This window comes from Bradyrhizobium tropiciagri, assembly GCF_018130505.1.
Lineage (GTDB): Bacteria > Pseudomonadota > Alphaproteobacteria > Rhizobiales > Xanthobacteraceae > Bradyrhizobium > Bradyrhizobium tropiciagri_B.
On the sequence record NZ_JAFCKH010000014.1, the window covers coordinates 173,151 to 195,741 of the forward strand.

The 22,591-nt window shown below is 65.4% G+C and carries 18 protein-coding genes; 5 read left to right on the forward strand and 13 right to left on the reverse strand.

Annotated features, from left to right (window positions below; translation table 11 throughout):
* Positions 1-47: 47 nt before the first annotated feature.
* A complete protein-coding gene (locus JQ633_RS30985) occupies positions 48-878 on the reverse strand; it encodes an OmpA/MotB family protein (protein WP_211989309.1) in 831 nt (276 codons plus the stop codon).
* Between the two features lie 34 nt (positions 879-912).
* The gene (locus JQ633_RS30990; RefSeq protein ID WP_211989310.1) at positions 913-1,686 is read right to left on the reverse strand and encodes a motility protein A; all 774 of its coding nucleotides are present in this window, start codon (positions 1,684-1,686) and stop codon (positions 913-915) included.
* Positions 1,687-1,962: 276 nt separating this feature from the next.
* On the opposite strand from JQ633_RS30990, the gene JQ633_RS30995 reads away from it, so the two are divergent.
* Positions 1,963-2,943, forward strand: a complete 981-nt coding sequence (locus JQ633_RS30995; protein ID WP_211989312.1) for an NADPH:quinone oxidoreductase family protein — start codon at positions 1,963-1,965, stop codon at positions 2,941-2,943.
* 277 nt (positions 2,944-3,220) lie between these two features.
* Here JQ633_RS30995 and JQ633_RS31000 read toward each other — a convergent pair whose 3' ends face one another.
* Positions 3,221-3,379 carry a sigma factor-like helix-turn-helix DNA-binding protein gene (locus JQ633_RS31000; protein ID WP_211989314.1) on the reverse strand — a complete coding sequence of 53 codons (159 nt, stop codon included), beginning with the start codon at positions 3,377-3,379 and terminating at the stop codon, positions 3,221-3,223.
* A gap of 298 nt (positions 3,380-3,677) precedes the next feature.
* Between JQ633_RS31000 and JQ633_RS31005 the strand changes: the two genes are divergently transcribed.
* Positions 3,678-3,911 carry a hypothetical protein gene (locus JQ633_RS31005; RefSeq protein ID WP_211989315.1) on the forward strand — a complete coding sequence of 78 codons (234 nt, stop codon included), beginning with the start codon at positions 3,678-3,680 and terminating at the stop codon, positions 3,909-3,911.
* Positions 3,912-3,918: 7 nt separating this feature from the next.
* Here the strand turns inward: JQ633_RS31005 and JQ633_RS31010 are convergent, their stop codons facing one another.
* From JQ633_RS31010 to JQ633_RS31040, 7 genes are all read right to left on the reverse strand, one after another.
* Positions 3,919-5,190: an NAD(P)/FAD-dependent oxidoreductase gene (locus JQ633_RS31010; RefSeq protein WP_211989318.1), complete on the reverse strand. Its 1,272-nt coding sequence runs from the start codon at positions 5,188-5,190 to the stop codon at positions 3,919-3,921.
* Positions 5,190-6,854 (reverse strand): thiamine pyrophosphate-binding protein, encoded by a 1,665-nt coding sequence (locus tag JQ633_RS31015; RefSeq protein ID WP_211989320.1) that lies wholly within the window; start codon positions 6,852-6,854, stop codon positions 5,190-5,192. The genes JQ633_RS31010 and JQ633_RS31015 overlap by 1 nt, the downstream gene beginning before the upstream one ends.
* Positions 6,855-7,149: 295 nt before the next feature.
* Positions 7,150-8,295: an acyl-CoA dehydrogenase family protein gene (locus JQ633_RS31020; RefSeq protein ID WP_211989322.1), complete on the reverse strand. Its 1,146-nt coding sequence runs from the start codon at positions 8,293-8,295 to the stop codon at positions 7,150-7,152.
* A gap of 34 nt (positions 8,296-8,329) precedes the next feature.
* Positions 8,330-9,157 carry an SDR family NAD(P)-dependent oxidoreductase gene (locus JQ633_RS31025; RefSeq protein WP_211989324.1) on the reverse strand — a complete coding sequence of 276 codons (828 nt, stop codon included), beginning with the start codon at positions 9,155-9,157 and terminating at the stop codon, positions 8,330-8,332.
* Between the two features lie 241 nt (positions 9,158-9,398).
* The gene (locus JQ633_RS31030) at positions 9,399-9,806 is read right to left on the reverse strand and encodes a MaoC family dehydratase (protein WP_211989325.1); all 408 of its coding nucleotides are present in this window, start codon (positions 9,804-9,806) and stop codon (positions 9,399-9,401) included.
* The gene (locus tag JQ633_RS31035) at positions 9,803-10,258 is read right to left on the reverse strand and encodes a MaoC family dehydratase N-terminal domain-containing protein (protein ID WP_211989326.1); all 456 of its coding nucleotides are present in this window, start codon (positions 10,256-10,258) and stop codon (positions 9,803-9,805) included. The genes JQ633_RS31030 and JQ633_RS31035 overlap by 4 nt, the downstream gene beginning before the upstream one ends.
* Before the next feature lie 7 nt (positions 10,259-10,265).
* Positions 10,266-11,450, reverse strand: a complete 1,185-nt coding sequence (locus tag JQ633_RS31040) for a lipid-transfer protein (RefSeq protein ID WP_211989327.1) — start codon at positions 11,448-11,450, stop codon at positions 10,266-10,268.
* Between the two features lie 96 nt (positions 11,451-11,546).
* Here JQ633_RS31040 and JQ633_RS31045 point away from each other — a divergent pair, with 96 nt between their 5' ends.
* The 3 genes from JQ633_RS31045 to JQ633_RS31055 all read left to right on the forward strand — a co-directional run bounded on the left by JQ633_RS31045 (position 11,547) and on the right by JQ633_RS31055 (position 14,583).
* Complete coding sequence (locus JQ633_RS31045; RefSeq protein ID WP_211989328.1) at positions 11,547-12,362, forward strand: TetR/AcrR family transcriptional regulator; 816 nt, start codon at positions 11,547-11,549, stop codon at positions 12,360-12,362.
* A complete protein-coding gene (locus tag JQ633_RS31050) occupies positions 12,292-13,848 on the forward strand; it encodes an acyl-CoA synthetase (protein ID WP_211989332.1) in 1,557 nt (518 codons plus the stop codon). Before JQ633_RS31045 ends, JQ633_RS31050 begins: the two co-directional genes overlap by 71 nt.
* A gap of 141 nt (positions 13,849-13,989) precedes the next feature.
* Entirely contained in the window at positions 13,990-14,583 is a 594-nt protein-coding gene (locus JQ633_RS31055; RefSeq protein WP_211989335.1) for a DUF2889 domain-containing protein, read from the forward strand.
* A gap of 55 nt (positions 14,584-14,638) precedes the next feature.
* Here JQ633_RS31055 and JQ633_RS31060 read toward each other — a convergent pair whose 3' ends face one another.
* The 3 genes from JQ633_RS31060 to JQ633_RS31070 all read right to left on the reverse strand — a co-directional run bounded on the left by JQ633_RS31060 (position 14,639) and on the right by JQ633_RS31070 (position 22,400).
* Positions 14,639-15,949, reverse strand: a complete 1,311-nt coding sequence (locus tag JQ633_RS31060) for an HlyD family type I secretion periplasmic adaptor subunit (RefSeq protein WP_211989338.1) — start codon at positions 15,947-15,949, stop codon at positions 14,639-14,641.
* On the reverse strand, positions 15,946-17,805 hold the full coding sequence (locus JQ633_RS31065) for a type I secretion system permease/ATPase (protein WP_433995711.1): 1,860 nt from the start codon (positions 17,803-17,805) through the stop codon (positions 15,946-15,948). Before JQ633_RS31065 ends, JQ633_RS31060 begins: the two co-directional genes overlap by 4 nt.
* Before the next feature lie 149 nt (positions 17,806-17,954).
* Positions 17,955-22,400 carry a DUF5801 repeats-in-toxin domain-containing protein gene (locus JQ633_RS31070; protein ID WP_211989344.1) on the reverse strand — a complete coding sequence of 1,482 codons (4,446 nt, stop codon included), beginning with the start codon at positions 22,398-22,400 and terminating at the stop codon, positions 17,955-17,957.
* Between the last annotated feature and the right edge of the window lie 191 nt (positions 22,401-22,591).

Genomic DNA, 22,591 nt, shown 5'->3' on the forward strand with positions numbered 1-22,591 from the left:
TCAACTGAGCAACACGGCTAGCTTGACGGTAACATGATAACTCAGACTCAGGGCTTCAGGTCTGGCGGCAATGGCGGATTTTCCCGCATCAACGTGATGGTCACGCGACGATTGGCTGGCAGCGTCGGATCGTCCGGAAACAGCGGCTGGCCGTCGGCCTTGCCGGAAACCGCGAAAATATGCGAGGCGGGCAGCCCTTCCCGCTCCAGAATCTGCCTGACCGCGTTGGCGCGGTCCGCCGACAGGTCGAAGGCGTCGTAATCGCTGCGCGCCGGCACGAAGCCTGCGGCAGTATGCCCCACGATCGAGACCCGCAGCGGCGTCGCCTTCAGCGGCGCGGCGAGCTTCTGGATCAGCCGCCGCGTGCGGTCATAGGGCTCGCGGGAGCCGTCGGCGAACATCGAGCGGCCGTCCTGGTCGACGATCTCGAGGTTGAGCCCCTCCTTGGTCTCCTCGAACATGATGTTCTTGGAGATCTCGGTCAGCTCCGGCATGTCCTGCAGCGCCTGGCGCAGCGAGGCGGAGGCCAGCGCGAATTCGCGGTCAATCTTCAGCCGCGCGCCGTTGATCTGGCTGCGCTCCTTCTCGTCCGGCGTCGGGTTGGCGGAGGATTCCTCCGGCGAGATGTGCTCGACATTCTTCAGCTTCGGCCGGGTCGGCAGGCCGTCGGATTCGACGATGCCGGAATAGCGCACATTGGTCTGCACGCCGAAGGCGTCGCGCATCGAGCCGGCGACGATCTTCAGCTTGTTGTTGTCCATGGTGGAGAAGGCGACGAGCATCACGAAGAAGCTCATCATCAGTCCCATCAAATCCGCGAAGGTCACGAACCAGCCGTGACCTCCGGTATGGGCGTCGCCGCGTTTTTTCTTGGCCATCGCTACGCTTCCCGAACGCGTGGTGCCCTTGCCGTCAGGCCGGCACCACCTCGCCTTCCTCCTGGCGATGCTTCTCCGGCAGGTAAGCTAGCAGCATCTCGCGCACCAGCGCCGGGCTCTTGGAGTCGCGGATCATCAGGATGCCGTCGATGATCAGTGTGCGGTTGGTCTCCTCGTCGAGCAGCTTGCCGTGCAGCTTGTCGGCGATCGGCAGACAGAACAGGTTGGCGACCAGCGCGCCGTACAGCGTCGCGAGCAGCGCGGTCGCCATGAACGGGCCGAGCTTGGAGGGATCGGTCATGTTGGCGAACATCTGCACCATGCCGATCAGCGTGCCGATCATGCCGAACGCCGGGGCGCAGTCGCCGATCGCGCGGTAGATCTTGCTGCCCTCGTCGAGATGCATCAGGAAATTGTCGCGGTCGCGTTCCATGTTGTCGCGGATGAATTCGAGGTCGTAGCCGTCGGCGACGTAGCGGATGCCCTTGGCGAGGAACGGCTCGTCGGTCTCGACCTTCTCGAGGCCGACCGGGCCCTGCTTGCGGGCGATCTCGGCGATGCGCGCGAGCTCGTCGACGAGGTCGCGGGCCGACAGCCGGCTCATGGTGAAGGCGAACTTGGCGCCGAGCGGCAGGCCGTGCAGCATCACACCGAGCGGAAAGCGGATCATGGTCGCCGCGATCGAGCCGCCGAAGATGATGATCATGGCGTGCTCGGAGATGAACATGTGCAGGTCGCCGCCCATGAACATCATCACCGCGATGACGATGATGCCGAACAGCAGCCCGGCGCCTGTCATGATATCCATGGAAAACTCCAACGCGAACGCACCTGCCCGTCCTGGACGGCGCACGGCCCAAGGCGGGCCGCGTTGGAAAACCCTAACGTTAATGCCATTAAGGACGCGTTACCGAATTTGGTAGGGATAACAACGGGTAAACGCGTCCCCTTTCGCGATGTTGTTGAAGATGCTGGCTTTCCGCAGTGGCGGCGGTCGGAGCCTGCGCAAAACCCCTCCCCGTAGAACACCGGACGTGGGATAGCTTCTCCTTCGAGGGGAAACGAACAAGGTGAGCGGGACAGGATGAGAGCGGTCGTCGTCGAGCAATATGCGCCCATCGATCAGATCGGGCTGAAGGAGATCGCAGTACCCGAACCGGCACCCGGCCAGATCCGTGTCCGGGTGCAGGCCGCGAGCATCGGCTTTGTCGACGGGCTGAAGGTCGAGGGCCGCTACCAGACCAAGGACCCGCTGCCGTTCACGCCCGGCGCCGAATTCGCCGGCGTGGTCGATGCTGTTGCGGGTAACGTCGCCGGCATCACACAGGGCATGCGGGTGATGGGCGCGGCGCGCTCCGGCGCGCTTGCCGAATACATCATTGTGCCGCCTGAAGCCGTCGAGGTGATGCCCGACGCCCTGTCGATGGAGGCAGGCGCCGCCTTCCGCACGAACTATCTCACCGCGCTCTACGCGCTCGGCGAACGCGGCCGGCTGCGCGCTGGCGAGCAGTTGCTCGTGCTCGGCGCGGCCGGCGGCACCGGCGTCGCCGCGATCCAGATCGGCAAGCTGCTCGGCGCCCGCGTCATCGCCGCAGCCTCGACCGACGAGAAGCGCGAATTCGCAAGGAGCTTCGGCGCCGACGCCGTGGTCGACTACACGAAGTCCGACTGGCGCGACGCGCTGAAGGAGGCGACCGGTGGCCACGGCCCCGACGTGATCTTCGATCCGGTCGGCGGCGAGGTCTCGGTGCAGGCGTTCCGCTCGATCGCCTGGAATGGCCGCCACGTCGTGGTCGGCTTCGCCGCCGGCAGCATCCCCGCGCTGCCGTTCAACCTGCCGCTGCTCAAGGGCGGCCTCTTGATCGGCGTCGACGTTGCCCAGATCGCGCGCCGCGAGCCCGACGCGCAAACGCGCGTGATGGCGCAATTGTCAGCCTGGCTGAACGACGGCAGGCTGGTGCCAGTGGTCGGCAAGGTGTTTTCGCTGGAGGATTTCCGCGCGGCGTTCACGACCATGCAGACCCGCGCGGCGCTTGGAAAGATGGTGGTGCGGATCGCGGAGTGAGATCGGCACGGCTCTCGCGTCATCCCGGCAGCGAGTCTGTTGCGCGATCGCCTGCCAACAATGCGGTGTCATCACCCGGCTTGACCGGGTGATCCAGTATTCCAGAGGCAATCATTGTTGAGCCGAGAGGCCGCGGCGTACTGGATCGCCCGGTCAAGCCGGGCGATGACGGCGGTGAATGGGGATGCAGCTTCGCGTTCTTGCGACGTGATTTGTCCGCCTGCTCCTTGGGAGTACCGAGGTCGTACGGGACAGCCGCGAGCACCTGAAGCGAGTCCTAATCTGCTTCCGCGAGCCGCCTTCTCATGATCGTAAGCCGGGCACTGACCGCAGCCTCGGTGCGACCGAGCTTCTGCGCGATCTCGCGCTGCGTCAGAGCGGTTTCCCGCACCATCCGCAGCAATCGCTGCTCATCCTCTTGCGACCATGCCGGCAATGCGCCCTCCTGAAATTGTCAGGTCCTGAAATGCCGGGGATAGATAGCTGTCGCCGACAGCTTCGTCTGTCCGGTATTCCACCGGTGTGTCCGATTTTCTCAGCGAGGAGCTTTCGGTGGGCGAACGAGTTCCAAAGGAAGTCGGATCCTCACCCTTGGCGCGATTATCATAGGTTATTGCTGCGCGATGCAACGCTGCCTAGCGTTGCGGTCGCAATGACAGCGCGAAGGAAGATGCAGGCGCGGAAAGTGAGGCAATGTCGTGCTGCGTAGACGGCTCACGGCGGAGAGCGGTGCCATGAGGGCCGAGAAGGCAATCTGGTTCGTTTCGTTCGCGCTGCATGACGCCAACGTATCCCACAAGCGGTTCCCGCGGCAGACCCGCACCTTCCCGAGCGAGCAACAGGCTAAGGCGTTCGCGAGCAGCCTGCTCGAACAGACCCCCGACATCGCCGCCGGCACGATCAACCCGCATCTGCCACGTCGCATCATCGCGCCTGCCGCCATCGCGGCCTGGGTCGGCGATCTCTGAACGCGGACTAAAGGAACCGCGACGGCGCGAACGGCGTGAGCGCAATCTCCGGCTCCCTGCCGCTCAGGAGTTGCGCGACCAGGCGGCCGGTACGAGCCGAACCGACCAGGCCGACATGGCCATGGCCGAACGCATAGACCACGTCGCGCGTGGCGCGGCTGTGGCCGATGCAGGGACGGCCGTCCGGCATGCTCGGACGATGGCCGAACCAGGTTTTGATACGCGAGGCCGGAACATCCCGCGGCAGTTTCGGGAACATGCTGAGCAAATGATCGCGCAGGATCTCGGCGCGCTTCCAGTTCGGCTCGGCGTCGAGGCCGGCAATCTCCACGGTGCCGGCGGCGCGCAGGCCGTTGTCGGTCCAGTTCACCACCATCTTTGCGTCGGACGCCATCATCGAATTGCGCGGACCGGACTCCGGGTTCTCGATCATCACGTGATAGCCGCGCTCCGTCTCCAGCGGGAGGGAATCGCCAATTGATGCGGTGAGCTGCTTGGAGCGCGCACCGGCCGCGACCACCGCGGCATCGCAGGCAATCTCGCCGGTCTCGGTGACGACGGCGACCAGCCGGTCGCCACTCAGCCTGAGGCCGGTCGCCTTGGCGGATACGCGCATCGCGCCGTTCGCTACCGCGTGGGCGGCGAGTGCCGCGACATAGGCGCCGGGATCGCGGCAGCGGCCGGCCTCCTCGACCACGACGCCGAACTTGTAGCGCGGATGCAGATCCGGCTCGCGCTGCCGCATCTCGTCTTCGTCAAGCTCGAGCCATTCGATGCCGACGCGCTTGCGGATGCGCCAGCCGAGATCGTTGGCGAACGGCGCGCGCGAAGGAAACACGTGCATCACGCCGCGCCGCTCGATCAGCTCCGGCACGCCGGCCTCTTCCGCAAGCTGCCTGTGCAGCAGCGGTGCGTCCTTCAGCAGGTCGCGGAGCGCCCGCGCCGTGGCTTCGACCTGCGCCTCGGTCCAGCTCGCCAGCAGATACTTGATCAGCCAGGGCAAAGCCTTCGGCAAATAAGACCAGCGGATCGCCAGCGGCCCGAGCGGGTCCATCAGATATCCCGGCACCTTCTTCCAGGTGCCGGGCTCGGCCGGCGGGATCACCGAATGCGACGACAGCCAGCCGGCATTGCCGTAGCTCGCGGCCTGCCGACCGCCGGGCTCGCCGGGATCGATCAGCGTGACGCGATGGCCGTCGCGCAGCGCCTCGATGGCGCTGATCACGCCGACCGCGCCGGCGCCGATGATCGCAACGTGGCGGCCGGCTGGTAGAGCCATCAGCGCATCGCTTCCTCGGGCACGAAATCCTTGCCGACCGACAGCGCGCGCTGATCGACCAGGCAGTGCAGGATCGAAGGCTTGCCGGAAGCCAATGCGCGTTCGAACGCCGCTGCAAAATCCTCGGTGCGCTCGACCCGCTCGCCATGACCGCCGAACGCTTTTGCGTACAACGCAAAATCCGGGTTCTTGAGCTGGGTGCCGACGACGCGGCCGGGATAATCGCGCTCCTGGTGCATGCGGATGGTGCCGTATTGCGCGTTGTCGATGATGACGACGATCAGCGCCGCGTCATACTGGACGGCTGTGGCGAATTCCTGCCCGTTCATCAGGAAGCAGCCGTCGCCGGCAAAGGCAACGACGACGCGATCCGGATGATGCCGCTTGGCCATCACGGCCGCCGGCACGCCGTAGCCCATCGAGCCCGAGGTCGGCGCGAGCTGGGCGGCGAAGCTGTGGAAGCGATGGTGGCGATGAATCCAGCCGGCGTAATTGCCGGCGCCGTTGCAGACGATGGCGTCCTTCGGCAGCCGGTCGCGCAGCCAGGTGACGACCTGGCCATACTGGAACTTGCCCGGCAACTCGCGCGGCTTGTCGGTCCAGGCGAGATAATCCGCATGCGCCTTGGCGGCCTCGCCCTTCCAGGCCGGCGCCGCCGACGGCTTCATCGTCTCGACCGCGGCGGCGAAGGAAGCGGGCGTCGCCTGAATCGCCAGCGCCGGCTGGTAGACGCGGCCGAGCTCTTCCGAGCCCGGATGCACGTGGATCAGCTTCTGGCTCGGCACCGGAATATCGAGCAGCGTGTAGGACGATGACGGCATCTCCGACATACGGCCGCCGATCAGGAGGATCACGTCGGCGCCGGTGATGCGCGCCTTGAGCTGCGGGCTCGGGCCGATGCCGAGATCGCCGGCATAATGCGAGTGGTCGGCGTCGAACAGCGAGGCGCGGCGGAACGAGGTCGCAACCGGCAGATCGAAGCGCTCGGCGAAGCGCGCGATGCCCTTTGCGGCGTCCGCAGTCCAGGCCGAGCCTCCGAGCACGACGATCGGCGCCTTGGCGCTCGCCAGCATTGCGCCGAGCCGATCGAGATCCGCCGGCGCCGGCCAGCTCGCAGCGGGCTCGACCTTCGGCGCGTCGGCGACGGCCGCCGTTTCCGTGAGCATGTTCTCCGGCAGCGAGATCACGACCGGACCGGGGCGGCCCTGCAGCGCGATGCGGAAGGCGCGCGCCACCAGTTCCGGAATGCGGTCGGGACGGTCGATCTCGACCGCCCATTTCGCCATGGTGCCGAACACCGCCTTGTAGTCGAGCTCCTGGAACGCCTCGCGCTCGCGCATGCCGGTGTCGACCTGGCCGACGAACAGGATCATCGGGGTCGAGTCCTGCATCGCGATGTGCACGCCATGGGCGGCATTGGTCGAGCCGGGACCGCGGGTGACGAAGCAGATGCCGGGCTTTCCGGTGAGCTTGCCATAGGCCTCCGCCATCATCGCAGCCCCGCCCTCAGCGCGGCAGATCACGACGTCGATCGGGCTGTCATGCAGGGCGTCCAGCGCCGCCAGATAGCTCTCGCCCGGCACGCAGGTGACGCGCTCCACCCCCTGCGCGACCAGCTGGTCGATCAGGATCTGGCCTCCGGTGCGGGCGTTCGACTTGGTCATGACAGCTCCCTGCAGGCATTGGCGCGCAGGACGCTGCGCGCGGATCATGGTCCACGGGGGTATGATAGTCGGCAATATGGCGCAAGGCCGATCTCGCCGCGGGTTGCGGCGGGCGCATCGGGCCATGCGGCGGGGAATGGGCGGCGCGGCGCCGCCGATTTGTACGGGGCGGGCCGCTAGTCAAGCCAGCTCTATCGCCGTCATTGCGAGCGAAGCGAAGCAATCCATTGCCACCCAGGATGCGGAGGGATGGATTGCTTCGCTTCGCTCGCAATGACGGAGTCTGAAGCCCGCCTTACAGCGAGCGCGCGATCAGCAGCTTCATGATCTCGTTGGTGCCGCCGTAGATCTTCTGGATGCGCGCGTCGATGAACATCCGCGAGATCGGATATTCCTGCATGTAGCCGTAGCCGCCATGCAGTTGCAGACATTCGTCGGCGGTCTCGACCTGCTTCTGCGAGCACCACCATTTCGCCATCGACGCCGTCACGGTGTCGAGGTCGCCGACGACCAGGCGCTCGATGCACCAGTCGACGAAGACGCGGGCGATCATTGCTTCGGTCTTGCGCTCGGCGAGCTTGAAGGCGGTGTTCTGGAATTCGAGCAGCGGCTTGCCGAACGCGGTGCGTTCCTTGGTGTACTCCGCCGTGATCTTCACCGCGCGCTCCATCGAGGCGACGGCGCCAACCGCGAGTGCGAGGCGCTCCTGCGGCAATTGCTGCATCAGCTGCACGAAGCCGTTGCCCTCCTCGGCCCCGAGCAGGTTTTCCGGCGTCACCGTGACGTTGTCGAAGAACAGCTCCGACGTGTCGGAGGCGTGCAGGCCGATCTTGTCGAGGTTGCGGCCGCGCCGGTAGCCTTCGGCGCCGTCGGTCTCCACCACGATCAGCGAGATGCCCTTCGAGCCCGCGCCGCCGGTGCGCGCCACCACGATGACGAGGTCGGCGGCCTGGCCGTTGGTAATGAAGGTCTTCTGGCCGTTGATGACGTAGGAATTGCCCTGCTTCTTCGCCGTCGTCTTGATGCTCTGCAGGTCGGAGCCGGTGCCGGGCTCGGTCATCGCGATGGCGCCGACCATCTCGCCCGAGGCCATTTTCGGCAGCCAGCGCCGCTTCTGCTCCTCCGAGCCGTAGTTGAGGATGTAGTGCGCGACGATCGCGCTGTGCACGGAGACGCCGGTGGTCAATTCCGGCACGGTGCTTTCGAGGTCGTCGAGCACCGCCGCGTCATAGGCGAAGCTGGTGCCGAGACCGCCATAGGCCTCGGGCACGCTCGGCAGCAATGCGCCCATCTCGCCGAGCGCACGCCAGGCGGAACGGTCGACGAGCTTCTGCTCGCGCCATCTCTCGCTGTGCGGCGCCAGGTCCTTCGCGAGGAATTTGCGGAACTGGTCACGGAAGGTGTCCAGCTCCTCGGTCATCCAGGACGATCGGTATTGCATACTGCCCTCGGTATTCTTTTCGCTCAAAACCGTTCTAAATCAGAAGACCGCCGCCGGCGACGATCACCTGACCGCTGATGTAGTTCGATTCCGGGCTGCAGAACAGATAGACCGCGTCCGCCGCCTCCTCCGGCGTGCCGCCGCGGCCGAGCGGGATCATGCGGCCCATCGCCTCCAGCATCTGCGGCTGCACGCCGACCTTGATGTCGCGGCCGGCGACGTCGATGGTCTTCTGCTGCGTCTCGATCGGTTGGGTCAGGCGGGTGTTGATCAGGCCGAAGGCGACGCAATTGACGTTGACCTTGTAGCGGCCCCACTCCTTGCACATCGTCCGCGTCAGCCCGATCAGCGACGCCTTGGCCGACGAATAGCTCGCTTGCCCGGCATTGCCGTAGAGCCCCGCGATCGAGGAGATGTTGACGACCTTGCGGAACACCTCGCGGCCGGCCTCGGCCTCCTTCTTGGCCAGTAACCGGATCGGCTCGGCCGCCGCGCGCATGATCCGGAACGGAGCGACCAGATGGACGTCGAGCATCGCCTGGAATTGCTCGTCGGTCATCTTCTGGATCGTCGAGTCCCAAGTGTAACCCGCGTTGTTGACGATGATGTCGAGGCCGCCGAATTTCTCGATGGCGGCGCCGACGAAGCGGTCGGCAAAGCCCGCCTCGGTGACGCTGCCATTGACCGCGACCGCGTCGCCGCCCGCGGCCTTGATCTCGGCCACGACGGCATCGCCCGGCTCGGCATCGAGGTCGTTGACCACGACGCGCGCGCCCTCGCTCACGAGCTTGAGCGCGATCGCCCGCCCGATGCCGCGGCCCGAACCGGAAACGAGCGCGACTTTGCCTTGCAGTTTCGACATTCAAACTCTCCTAGCGAATAGATATCCTCAGATTGAATTGAACCGGTGGCGCCCTTCGCCTCTCCCCGCGTGCGGGGAGAGGCCGGAACGCATCGCCAGATGCGTTCCGGGTGAGGGGGAGCCTCCGCGAGTCCATTTGTCACCGTTGATGCGGACGGCCCCTCACCCCAGCCCTCTCCCCGCAAGAGCGGGGCGAGGGAGCGCAGTCCCTTCGCGGTCGAAGTTTTGCCTTCGCGCGAACCTACACCGCGATGACAGCTTCCCCCGCGAGCTTCACCTCGCCGTTCTGATCCTTGGTGGTCAGCGCAATCTTCGCCCTCATCTCACCACCCTGCTCGATCAGCTCGGTCACCATGCCCTCGCACGTCAACCTGGCGCCAAGCTGGGTGATCGCGGCAAAGCGCGTCGAGAACGACCGGATACGCGACGGCGCGACCGCGTCGGTCAGCGCCTGGCCGAGATAGCCCATCACCAGCATGCCGTGCGTGAACACGTCGGGGAAACCGGCCTGCTTGGCAAAGTCGATGTCGACGTGGATCGGATTGTGATCGCCGGAGGCGCCGCAATACAGCGCGAGGCGATGGCGGGTGATCGGCGGAAACTCCTTGTGCACGAGACGATCGCCGACGGCTGGAGATGTTGCGCTCATGACGGCCTCGCATTACGCACCACGACGGTGCGTGAAAGATCGGCAACGTGGACGCCGGCATGGTTGGTGACCTCGGTCTCGATCACGATCAGCGTCATCGCCCCGCCCTTCTTGTCGGTCACGCCGGTGACGCGCGGCTTGAACGTGAGCACGTCGCCAACCACGACGGGTGCGCGATAGTCGAAGCGCTGCTCGCCGTGCAGCACGCGGCCGAGATCGATGTCGAGCGCGGTCAGGAACTCGAACGGCACCGTCGCGTCCATCATTTCCAGGCAGAACAGGTAAGTCGGCGGCACGGGTGCCGCCGAAAAGCCGGCAGCTCGCGCGGCCGTCTCGTCGCGATAGACCGGATTGGCTTCGCCGAGCGTGTCGAGGAAGAAGCGTAGGCGTCCCGGCTCGACGCGCGCGGTCACGGACGTGAATTCACGCCCGACGGCGGTTTGGTCGACCATGGCGGCCTCAGGCGCGTTCGTAGAGCGTGACGACGCAGGCGCCGCCGAGACCGAGATTGTGCTGCAGGCCGATCCGTGCGCCCTCCACTTGCGTCGCCGCAGCGGTGCCGCGCAGCTGCCGGGTCAGCTCGTAGCACTGCGCAAGGCCGGTGGCGCCGAGCGGATGGCCCTTCGACAGCAGGCCGCCGGACGGATTGGTGACGATCCTGCCGCCATAGGTATTGTCGCCGTCGTCGATGAAGCGCGCCGCCTCGCCCTGCTTGCAGAGGCCGAGCCCCTCATAGGTGATCAGCTCATTATGGGCGAAACAGTCGTGCAGCTCGACGACGTCGAGATCCTCCGGCCCGATGCCGGCGGCCTCGTAGACCTTCCTGGCGGCATCGCGCGCCATGTCGTAGCCGACCACCTGCATCATGTCGTCGGCGCCGAAAGTCGACGGCGTGTCCGTCGTCATCGCCTGCGCGGCGATGCGGACCTGCTTGTTGAGCCCGTGCTGCTCGGCGAACTTCTCCGACACCAGGATCGCGGCGGCGCCGCCGCAGGTCGGCGGGCACGCCATCAGCCGCGTCATCACGCCGGGCCAGATCACCTGGTCGTTCATCACGTCGTCGGCGGTGACCTCCTTGCGGAACAGCGCCAGCGGATTGTTCTTGGCGTGACGGCTGGCCTTGGCGCGCACCTTGGCGAAGGCATTCAGCGGCGTGCCGTATTTCTTCATGTGGCTGAGGCCGGCGCCGCCGAAATAGCGCAGCGCCAGCGGCACGCCGGGCGCGTCGACGAGCTTGTCGGCGGCAGCGTCGAAATCATCGAACGCGCTGGGTCGGTCGGTGAACACGGCCCCTAGCGCGCCGGGCTTCATCTGCTCGAAGCCGAGCGCCATCACGCAATCGGCCGCGCCGGATTCAATCGCCTGCCGCGCCAGGAACAAAGCGGTCGAGCCGGTCGAGCAGTTGTTGTTGACGTTGACGATCGGGATCCCGGTCATGCCGACCGGATAGAGCGCGCGCTGGCCACAGGTGGAGTCGCCGTAGACATAGCCGACGTAAGCCTGCTGCACCTTGCCGTAGTCGAGACCGGCGTCAGCGAGCGCGAGCTTCGCGGCTTCCGCACCCATCACGTGATACGGCGCATTGGCGCCGGGCTTGACGAACGGGATCATGCCGACCCCGGCAACATAGGTGCGTGACGTCATCGCTTGCTCCTCCCGAAAATTACCCGCTGGACTATTTGTTACCCGTGGGTAATATACGGGCCACCTCACGGAGTCAATGCGACAAGCGCTCACGACATGGATGCCAGCTCCCCCTTCTCCAATAGCGACTCCCCCTGGCTGCCGTTCGAGAGCCGGCGCCGCGCCCGCGACGAGAAGCGCGAGGCGGTGCTGCGCACGGCGGTCGCGCTGTTCCTCGAGCAGGGCTATCACCGCGCCACGCTGAACGAAGTCGCCAAGCGGCTGAACATCACCAAGCCGGCGCTCTACAATTACTTCCGCGGCAAGGACGAGATCCTGTTCGAGTGTTGGGCGATCGGCAACGAGCTGGTCGACGAATGCATCGCCGAGACGTCGGCGGGCGACGGCAGCGGCCTCGACAAGCTGCGCAAGCTCACCGTCCGCTATGCCGAGCTGATGACCGCCGACTACGGCAAGAGCCTCGTGCGCTTCGATCTGCGCGATCTCAGCGACGACAACCGCAAGATCGTACGGAGCGCGAAGCGGCGGATCGACCGCGCCTTCCGCGACTATATCGCGCAGGGCATCGAGGACGGCTCGATCAAGCCATGCGACCCGAAGCTGTCGGCGTTTGCCATCGCGGGCTCGCTGAACTGGATCGGGCACTGGTTCCAGCCCGGCGGCGCGATGAGTGGACGGGCCGTTGCCGAGGAATTCGCGACCCGCCTCATCGAGGGCATCGCCAGCACATCGACACGAAAGACGTCGACGCGAAAGACAACGACACGCAAATCGGCCGTTCCGGCTGCAGAGAAGGCGGATCAACCGCCTCGCACGGGAAACGCATCAAGGGAGGAGACGAGTGAACATCACGCACGGACTGCGGCGCGCGCTGCAGGTCAATCCAAACGGGCTCGCGGTCGTCTGCGGTGAGCGGCGGCGCAACTGGCGTGAGGTCGGCGACCGCGTCGCCCGCCTCGCCGGCGCCATCCGCGCCCTCGGCGCCAAGGATGGCGACCGCGTCGCGATCCTGTCGCTGAACTCCGACCGCTATCTCGAGCTCTATCTCGCGGTCGGCTGGGCCGGCGCCGTGATCGTGCCGCTCAACATCCGCTGGTCTCCGATCGAGAACGAGGACGCGCTGCGCGACTGCCGCGCCGACATCTTGTTCGTCGACAAGGCGTTTGCGCCGGTCGGCGCAACGCTGGCGAAGGCCATTCCCGGCCTGAAGCTGGTCTATGCGGACGATGGCGAGACGCCGGCCGGCATGGAGAACTACGAGGCGCTGATCGATCGCGCCGCTCCGATTGCGGATGCGATGCGCGGCCGCGACGATCTCGCCGGCATCTTCTACACCGGCGGCACCACCGGCCGCTCCAAGGGCGTGATGCTCAGCCACGGCAATCTGATGGCCAATGCGATGAACGCACTCGGCGAAGGCCTGTGGCCGAGCACCACGGTCTATCTGCACGCGGCGCCGATGTTCCACCTCGCCAATGGCGCGGCGATGTACTCGGTGCTGCTGTCGGGCGGCTCCAACGTCGTGATCCAGGGCTTCACCCCCGACGGCGTCGCGGCCGCGATCCAGAAGGAGCGCGTCACCGATGTCCTGCTGGTGCCGACCATGATCCAGATGTTCGTCGATCATCCGACGCTGGGGAACTACGACCTCGCCTCGCTGAGGGGGATCGCCTACGGCGCCTCGGTGATCTCGGATGCCGTGCTGATGCGTGGCATGAAGGCACTGCCGGATGTCGAATTCACCCAATGCTACGGCATGACCGAGCTGTCGCCGATCGCAACGGTGCTGCACTGGAAGGAGCATATCGGCGACGGCCGCGCCAAGGGCCGGCATCGCGGCGCCGGCCGCGTCACCTTCGGCGGCGAGATCAGGATCGTCGACGCCGAGGGCAAGGAGGTGCCGCGAGGCACCGTCGGCGAAATCGCGGTGCGCGGTGACATGGTGATGATGGGTTATTGGGAGCGGCCGGAGGAGACCGCGCGGGCCGTGATCGACGGCTGGATGCACACCGGTGACGGCGGCTACATGGACGAGGACGGCTTCGTCTATGTCGTCGACCGCGTCAAGGATATGATCATCTCCGGCGGCGAGAACGTCTATTCGGCCGAGGTCGAGAACGCCCTCGCCCAGCATCCGGCGGTAGCGCAATGCGCCGTGATCGGCATCCCCAGCGAGCGCTGGGGCGAGCAGGTCCACGCCATCGTGGTGATGAAGAGCGGCAGCGGCGCCACGCCGGAGGAGCTGATCGAGCACTGCAAGGCGCTGATCGCCGGCTACAAATGCCCGCGCAGCGTCGACATTTCCGCGAACCCGCTGCCGCTCTCCGGCGCCGGCAAGATCCTCAAGCGTGAGCTGCGCCGGCCGTATTGGGAGAACCAGGAGCGGCGCGTGAGCTGAGCAACGTCTCACCCAGTCATTCCGGGGCGCGCGCTGCGCGGCCCGGAATGATGGAGCCTCATGGAGGCACTCCAGCCACAGGCGTTGACATCGCGCCATACGACCGATTGGATCGTTTCAGATTCAATCCTGCGAGTTCCGATGTCGACACCTGATACCAACGCCAACGGCATGCCGCGCCGCCTAATGCACCGCCGTTCCGTCGAATGCCTCGGCTATCTCCGTGACGACGGCCTGTGGGAGGTCGAGGCGCGGCTGGTCGACACCAAGCCCTATGCCCGGCAGGACCGCCATCGCGGCCCGCAGCAGCCGGAAGATCCCGTGCACGACATCCGCCTGCGCCTCGCGATCGACGACAGCTTCACGATCCGCGAGACCGGCACCACGATGGCCTCGACGCCCTACCCGTCCTGCGTCGACGTCGAGGGCATCCTGCAACGGCTGGTCGGCGAGCGCATCGGCAAGGGCTGGCGCGAGATCATCAGGCGCAAGATCGGCAAGCTGGAAACCTGCACGCATCTGCAGGAGCTGCTGGGTCCCGCGGTGACGACACTGTTCCAGACCGTATCGTCCGGCAAGGATCCGCAGGGCCGCGGCGCGCTCGACCACCAGCAGGGCGCCAAGGAGCCGCCGTTCTTCGTCGGCGGCTGCTATTCGTGGCGGCTCGACGGGCCGGTCGTGGCGGAGGTCTTTCCGCAGTTCGCGGCGAAGATCGAGGCGAAGCAAGGATCGTGAGTGATGACGCGCGGCCGTCACCGACCGATCTTGGTCCACCACCGACGCTCGCGCGCTAGCGCTCGCGCCAGGTACGCATCAACTGATCCGAGACCGGCTTGACGAGATATGACATCACCGTGCGCGGGCCGGTCTGAATGAAAGCCTCGACCGGCATGCCGGCGATCAGCTTGAGATCGCCCAGGCGGGCGATCTCGGACTCGGGTACCGCGATGCGGACCGCATAGAAGCTCGCCATGCTCTTCTGGTCGACGGCGACGTCGGCTGAAACGTGACTCACTTCTCCGTTGAGCTGGGGCGTGGTGCGCTGGTTGAAGGCCGAAAAGCGCAACAGCACCGGCTGGCCAATCGACAGCCGATCGATCTCATGCGGGAGGATGCGCACCTCGACAACGAGTGCGTCCTGGCTGGGAACAATGAGCATGATCTGCTCACCGGGGCCGATCACGCCGCCGATCGTGTGCAGCGCCAGCTGATGCACGATGCCGTCCTGCGGCGCCCGGATATCGATACGCTTGAGCTGATCCTCGGCCGCGACCCGCTTCTCCACCAGTTCCGTGGACTTGGCACGAATCTCCGCCAGATCCTTGCCGACTTCGGTGCGCAAATCCTGATCGATCTGCATGATTTGCAGCGTGGTCTCGGTGATGCGCCCCCTCGCTTCGGCGACCGCAGCGACCAGCGCGCCGCGTTCGCCATGCAGGCGCGCCGCGTCGCGCTCGAGCGTCGTCAGGCGGGTGATCTGGACCAGATTCTTGCGCCACAGATCGCGCACGCCGATAAGTTCCTGGTCGATGAAATTGGTTTCGCGGTCTTTTGCCTGGATCTGCTCGTCGAGCCCGCGGATCTGCTCGCGAAGCTGGCCGATCCGCTCATTGAGCTGCGCCTTCTTGCCGGCGCGCGCGGTGCGGCGCAGCTCGAACAGTTTGTGCTCGCCGGTGAGCAGCCGATTGACGTCCGGATCGGCGACGCGCGCGGTGAGGTCTTCGGGAAAATCGAGACGGTCCTGGTCGTCGCGCTCCGCTTCGAGCCGCGCCCGACGCGCCGCCTGTTCGTCCAGGCTCTTGACGACGATCAGGAGATTGGCGCGCGTCACCGTCTCGTCGAGCCGCACGATGACGTCGCCGGCCTTCACCCGGGCGCCCTCCCGGACGTTGAGCTCACCGACCACGCCGCCGGTCGGGTGCTGCACCTTCTTGGTGTAGCTGTCGACCACGAGCGTGCCGGAGCCAATGACGGCGCCGGCCAATTCAGTGGTCGCGGCCCAGCCGCCGACACCGCCGGCAAGAATGATCACGCCCGCAAGGCCGGTGCGCAAATGTCGGCGGATCGTGCGCGGAACCACGCTGATCGGCTCGCCGCTCATGAGCTCGCCCCTTCTGTTACGACCTTGAACGGCGCCGCCGGCCGCGGCGGCGTCATCTTCGCCAGCAGCGCGTGCTTCGGCCCGAACGCCTGCACGCGCCCCTCAGCCATCACGACCAATTGGTCCAGGGCGGCGAGTGCGCTGGTACGATGCGCGACGACGATGACGATGCCGCCCCGCGCGCGGATACCCTCAATGGCGCGTGTCAGGGCCTGGTCGCCTTCGGCATCGAGGTTGGAGTTCGGCTCGTCGAGCACCACCAGGAAGGGATCGCGATAGAGTGCGCGCGCCAGCGCGATGCGTTGGCGCTGTCCGGCCGAGAGCGCCATGCCGCCTTCGCCGATCGACGTATCGTAGCCCTTTGGCAGCCGCAGCACCATTTCATGCACTCCGGCGGCGCGAGCGGCGGCGATCATCGCCTCGGCATCCGGGGCCGTCTCGAAACGGTTGATGTTCTGCGCCACTGTTCCGGCGAACAGCTCGACGTCCTGCGGCAGATAGCCGATGTGGCGGCCGAGCGCTTCGGAACTCCATTGTTCGAGGGCGGCGCCGTCCAGCCGCACCTTGCCGCGTGCCGATAGCCAGACGCCGACGATGGCGCGCACCAGCGACGACTTGCCCGATCCGCTCGGGCCGACGACGCCGAGCCCCTGCCCCGCCTCCAGCGCGAAGGAGGCCTCCTGGACCACTGCGGTCTGCTCGCCCGGCGGCACCACGAAGATGGCCTCGACGGCGAGACCTTTGCACGGCGACGGCAACGGCGTCTTCTCCTCCTCGGCCGGGAGCTGCGTCCAATATTGCTGCAGACGTTTCCAGCTCTGCCGCGCCGCGATCAGGCTCTTCCAATGGGCGATGGCGAGTTCGACCGGCGCGAGCGCGCGCGAGGTCAGGATGGCACCGGCGATGATGATTCCGGCAGTCGCCTCCTGGACGATGACGAGATAGCCGCCGACGCCGAGCACCGCCGATTGCAGCACCAGGCGGAGCACCTTGGAAACCGAGCCGAAGCCGCCGGCAACATCAGCGGCACGCCGCTGCGTGGACATGTAACCATCATTGGCGTCCGCCCAGCGCGCGGCAAGGCGCCCGCGCATGCCCATGGCGTGCAGCACCTCGGCATTGCGGCGGCTGGCTTCGGCGAGTGCGTTGCGCTGCGCGATCTGGCCGGAAGCCTCCCTGGTCCGCGCCTGGGTCAGCCGGTCGGTCAGAAAGGTCAGCGAAATCAGCACCAGCGAACCGATCAACGTCACCAGTCCAAGCAGCGGATGGAACAGGAAGCAGATCGCGAGGTAGAACGGAATCCACGGCAGGTCGAACAGCGCGGTCGGGCCGAGCCCGGAGAGATAGCTGCGCACCTGGTCGAGGTCGCGCACCGGCTGCAACCCGTCGCCGCTCGTGCGCGCCCGCAGCGGCCAGCGCGCGACGATATCGTAGACGCGCCCCGAGAACGCACGGTCGAGCCACTCGCCGATCCGAACGAGGATGCGCCCGCGCAGAATATCGAGGAATGCCTGAAACACATAGAGCGCGCCGACCAGCGCGGCGAGGCCGATCAGTGTCGGCACACTGCGGCTCGGCACCACGCGGTCATAGACTTCAAGCATGAAGAACGAGCCGGTCAGATACAGAACGTTGAGCATGGCCGTGATCAGGCCGAGCCCGACCAGCACGCCGCGGCAGGCGTGAAGCAGTGAGGACAGATCGTGTGCCGGCGATCGCCCGTTGCGATCGCGCGCAGGCGCGACGTGCTCGCGCGACGGTCGGCGCCGCGCCAGACCGAAGATAACGAGAATGATCGCCGCCGCGATCAACAGCGCCGCCTGCAAGAACCTGGACCCTGAAAAGATATCCAACACGCGCATCGATTCCGAGAAGTTGTCCGGTCCGGGAATGTCTTGGCTCGGTGGCGCGGCTCACCGCTTGAGAATGCGCCACCGGCCGGTTTGCCGCCTGGCCCGTCCGGTGGCCGGCGCTCACCGCCGGTCTCCGGACGTATCGTGGCGGGCTACGCGTTGAGCACGCCGACCACAATATGCTGCAGGGCCGTGGCATCCCCGTCCGCATCCGCGACCTTGAACGCAAAGTCGAGGTTGGCGTCGATCGTCCCACTGGTCTGCTGCACGAATCCGATGTCCACGATCTTCAAGACATCGTTGTCGGTCGGGTCCCAGGCCGTCAGACCGCTGGTGGCACTGCTGCCGCCATTGGCCCCGGTCGCTCCATTCAGGTTGATGGCGTCACCCGTCAACCCGTTTGAGCTCTGCATGATCTGGATGCCCTGTATCTGGTAGGTCTCGCCGGCGACCGTATAGTCATTTTGCTCGATGATGAGCAGGGCATCGTTGTTGTCGAGCGTGAACTCGGTGTTGTAGGGGAATGGAACATTCGCATTGCCCTTGATGAGGTCCGAGTTCTGGACGTTGATGGCCCTGGTGATTTCATTGCCGTTGCCGTTCTTCAGGTCGAGCACCAGGACGAGGTCCTCCGAGTTGCCAATGCCGTCGAACTTGATGACGACGCCACTGGCTGATGTTGTCGGGTCAACCCTCTCGGTGCCACCGCCGGGGGCATTCGGGTTGACATCGCCGAGGATGTTCTCCTTGAAGAACCGCAGCGTCAGCGCTTCGCCCTTTTGTATCGTGTCACCGGCGACGCCGTTGGTCGCCTGGGTTGCACTGACCCAGTCCTCGTTGACATTGGTGATCATGTCGTGAGTGGCACCGCCGTTGTTGAACGTGGTGTCACCGACGGGCGCTCCGTCGCCGGTCGGGTTGAAGCCGAACCCGACCTGCTGGGTAACCGAGTTGGCGGTGAACTGGACGAAGAACGGATTCGGATCAGCGTTCGCCGTCAGTTGCTCCGCGACGATCAGCGGATGTCCGGTGTTACCGGTCGGCTGCTTGGCAAGCAACTCCGAGGTATGCAGCACGTCGAAGCTGAATCCGTCGATCGGGTCGGTCAGGGTGATCGTGTAGGTGTCGGCGACCTTGTCGAAGACAAGAGTGCCGCCCGCCGTACCGTCCTGCACACCCGCCGTGATCGGGTCCTTGTCGTAATGGAACGAGAAGCCGAACGTCGCGGAGGTAGCGCTCTCCGACGTGAGCGTCGCCACGGCGCTGGTGATGCTCGGATTCTGCGAGTTATCAACCGTTCCCGTCAGGTCGATCTGGACGCCCGCAAGAGAAGCGTTGGAATCGACGAAGTCGGAGTGCGTGGCGTTGTAGAACGACGCGGGACGGCTGTCATGACCGATATCGTACCCGAAGGTCCCGCTGGCCGTCGCTCCCGCGCTGTTGCCCAGAGTTTCATTCTCCTGGATGTTTGGCGTGCTGGGGTCGCCGTCGAACGGCGCCGTAATCGTCGGAGCATCGTCCGTGAAAATGAGGTTCTGGCCGATGTTGAGAGTGGCCGCCTGTTGGTCGCCGTCCTTGTCGGTGATGGTCGCAGTCAGCTTGACCAGATTGTCCGCCGTCAACGTCTCCGTGTCGTTCGGCCCGTTATTGGGGTCATGTACGACCGCGCGCTGCTGGTCGAGCGTCACGACGCCGGCAGTGTCTACACTGACCGTGAAGGCCAGAGCGTTGGTGACAGCGGTGCGGCCTTCAACCACCGTACCGTTCAGTGACAGATTGATCGCCTCGCCCGTCAAGGTGTCCGTCAGACCCGATGCACCCGAGACCATGGTCAACGCGTAGGTGGTGGTCCCGGCCCCGTCGGCGCCGTAGGCCGCGTTGAAGTTGGACGCGAAATTTGCCGTAGGATTGGTCGTGAGGTCGGTCTCGTCGGCGGTGGCCGTCGCCTCCGTGCCGGTCGTCGAAATGCTCGGCCCGTCGTCCTTGAAGTTGAGGTTCTGGCCGATGTTGAGGGTGGCGGCCTGATGATCGCCGTCCTTGTCGGTGATGGTCGCGGTCAGCTTGACCAGATCGTCCGAGGTCAGCGTCTTGCTGTCATCGGGGTCGTTGGTGTTCGGATGGACCACCGCCCGGATCTGATCGAGCGTGACATTGCCGGAAGCATCGACGCTGACCGTGAACACCAGGTCGTTGCTGACGGCGGTGCGTCCCTCGACCACCGTGCCATTGAGCGACAAATTGACCGCCTGGTTGGTGGCAGTGTCGACCAGACCCGACGCGCCCGCGACCACGCTCAGCGCGTAGGTCTGCGTGCCGGCACCGTCGGCGCCGTAGGCCGAGCTGAAGTTCGCCGCAAAGCTCTTCGTATCGTTGGTTGCCAGCGTCGAATCATCGACGGTCAGCGTCGGCTCCGTGCCGGTCGTCGAAATGGTCGGCCCGTCATCCTTGAAGTTGAGGTTCTGACCGATGTTGAGGGTGGCGGCCTGATGATCGCCGTCCTTGTCGGTGATGGTCGCGGTCAGCTTGACCAAATCGTCCGAAGTCAGCGTCTTGCTGTCATCGGGGTCGTTGGTGTTCGGATGGACCACCGCCCGGATCTGATCGAGCGTGACATTGCCGGAAGCGTCGACGCTGACCGTGAACACCAGGACGTTGCTGACGGCGGTGCGCCCCTCGACCACCGCACCATTGAGCGACAAATTGACCGCCTGGTTGGTGGCGGTGTCGACCAGGCCGGACGCGCCCGCGACCACGCTCAGCGCGTAGGTCAGCGTGCCGGCGCCGTCGGCGCCGTAGGCCGCACTGAAGTTCGCCGCAAAGCTCTTCGCATCGTTGGTTGCCAGCGTCGAATCGTCGACCGTCAGCGTCGGCTCCGTACCGGTCGTCGAAATGGTCGGCCCGTCATCCTTGAAGATGAGGTTCTGGCCGATGTTGAGGGTGGCGGCCTGATGATCGCCGTCCCTGTCGGTGATGGTCGCGGTCAGCTTGACCAGATCGTCCGAGGTCAGCGTCTTGCTGTCATCGGGGTCGTTGGTGTTCGGATGGACCACCGCCCGGATCTGATCGAGCGTGACGTTGCCGGTGGCGTCCACGCTGACCGTGAACACCAGGTCGTTGCTGACGGCGGTGCGCCCCTCGACCACCGCACCATTGAGCGACAAATTGACCGCCTGGTTGGTGGCGGTGTCGACCAGGCCCGACGCGCCCGCGACCACGCTCAGCGCGTAGGTCAGCGTGCCGGCGCCGTCGGCGCCGTAGGCCGAGCTGAAGTTCGCCGCAAAGCTCTTCGTATCGTTGGTTGCCAGTGTGGAATCATCGACGGTCAGCGTCGGCTCCGTGCCGGTCGTCGAAATGGTCGGACCGTCGTCGTCAAAGTTGATGAAGGACCCGACCTCCTCGCTGTAGGCGCTCGGTGTATCGCTGGCGAAGTGCACCTCCTTGACGTCGAAATAGTCCTTGTCCCCGTCGATGTTCTTGATGGTGAAGCGGTCAAAGGTTCCGCCGGCCCCGCCTGCGGTCGTGAAATCGACCGTCACGCCCTCGCCGACATTGCGAAGGATCAGTCCAGTGCCGCTGATATCCACGGTGATGCCCAGCGCCGCAGCAGTCGTCGCGACGCCATTCAACTTGAACGTCGCTCCCGTGATGTTGATCTCGGTATCGTTGTCATCGCCGGGGAATGCCGCGCCTTTCGCGTTGTCATCATTGTTGTAGGCGTGGATCTCGATGTCGGCCTTGGTATTGGTCGGCGTGGACTGCGAGATCGAGAAGCCCGCGCTGGAGACGTTCTCGAGGTGCGCGGTGTAATCCGGAGCGCTCGGCGCGTTGGTAAAGTTCTTGCCGGCGCTCTGGGTGCCGCCGCTGATCAGGTCGATCTGGAGCTCGCGGCCAAAGCGCACGTCCTGGGACGAGACGCCAAGGCCTTGCGTGCTGACGTTGACTTCGGATTGCACGCCGGTGTCATGAGCGGTGACGAGAATCTTCTGCGCGGCCGCCACGTCGGCGTCGAGGATATACCAATTGTTGTGGCCGGGAGGAGCATCACCAAGCTGACTGAAATTGAACACGGTGGTCGCCGCGACCGAGGCAAATACCTTGTCGGTCAGATCGATGCGGTCATCCGGGTTGGTCGCATCCGGATGGAGCAGCGGCACATACTGAACCGTGTACAGATCCGCGTGGCTGGCACTGGTGGTGATCAGAGCGAACGAGAACGCGAGCGCTCCGGTTGCGGCCGGCGCCGTGGCCGGATTGGAGGTGCCGATGACGCCGATCACGACGTTGGCGTGGGTTGCGTCCTGGAACAGCCAGACATAGTTGCCATCGACCGTCTTGATGTTGCTGTTCACGCCGACGGTGGTGGAAAACGGCGTTCCTGAGGAGTTTTGAGTGAGAACGAGCGTGGTGATGGTTTCCCCTGCGCTCGCCGAGGCCACCACGAAGTCGGACTGGAAGGCGACCTGCGGTGAGGCCAGCCCACCTGCAGCGTCGAGGCCAAGAAGATAGGTCACCGTAGCGTTCGTCGCGCTGGTGTCATCGTCCTGAAGGCCGGTGGTTTCGTCGACGACGAGGTCTTGGGCCAGGATGTCGAGTGCCATTGTGTGCTCCTGATCAATTCTCAATTGGACGCAGGTCCGCCTCCGCGCCGCGAGCGCGATCGGGTCCGAGAATTTCTGACTGAATGAAATTCGATGCGTTCACTCTCCGGCGATCACGCACTCGCCGGGAGGGACGTCAGTTTCTGGCAGCCCATGCAAAATGGCGCGCAGCGGGAGCTTGTCTCCTACTT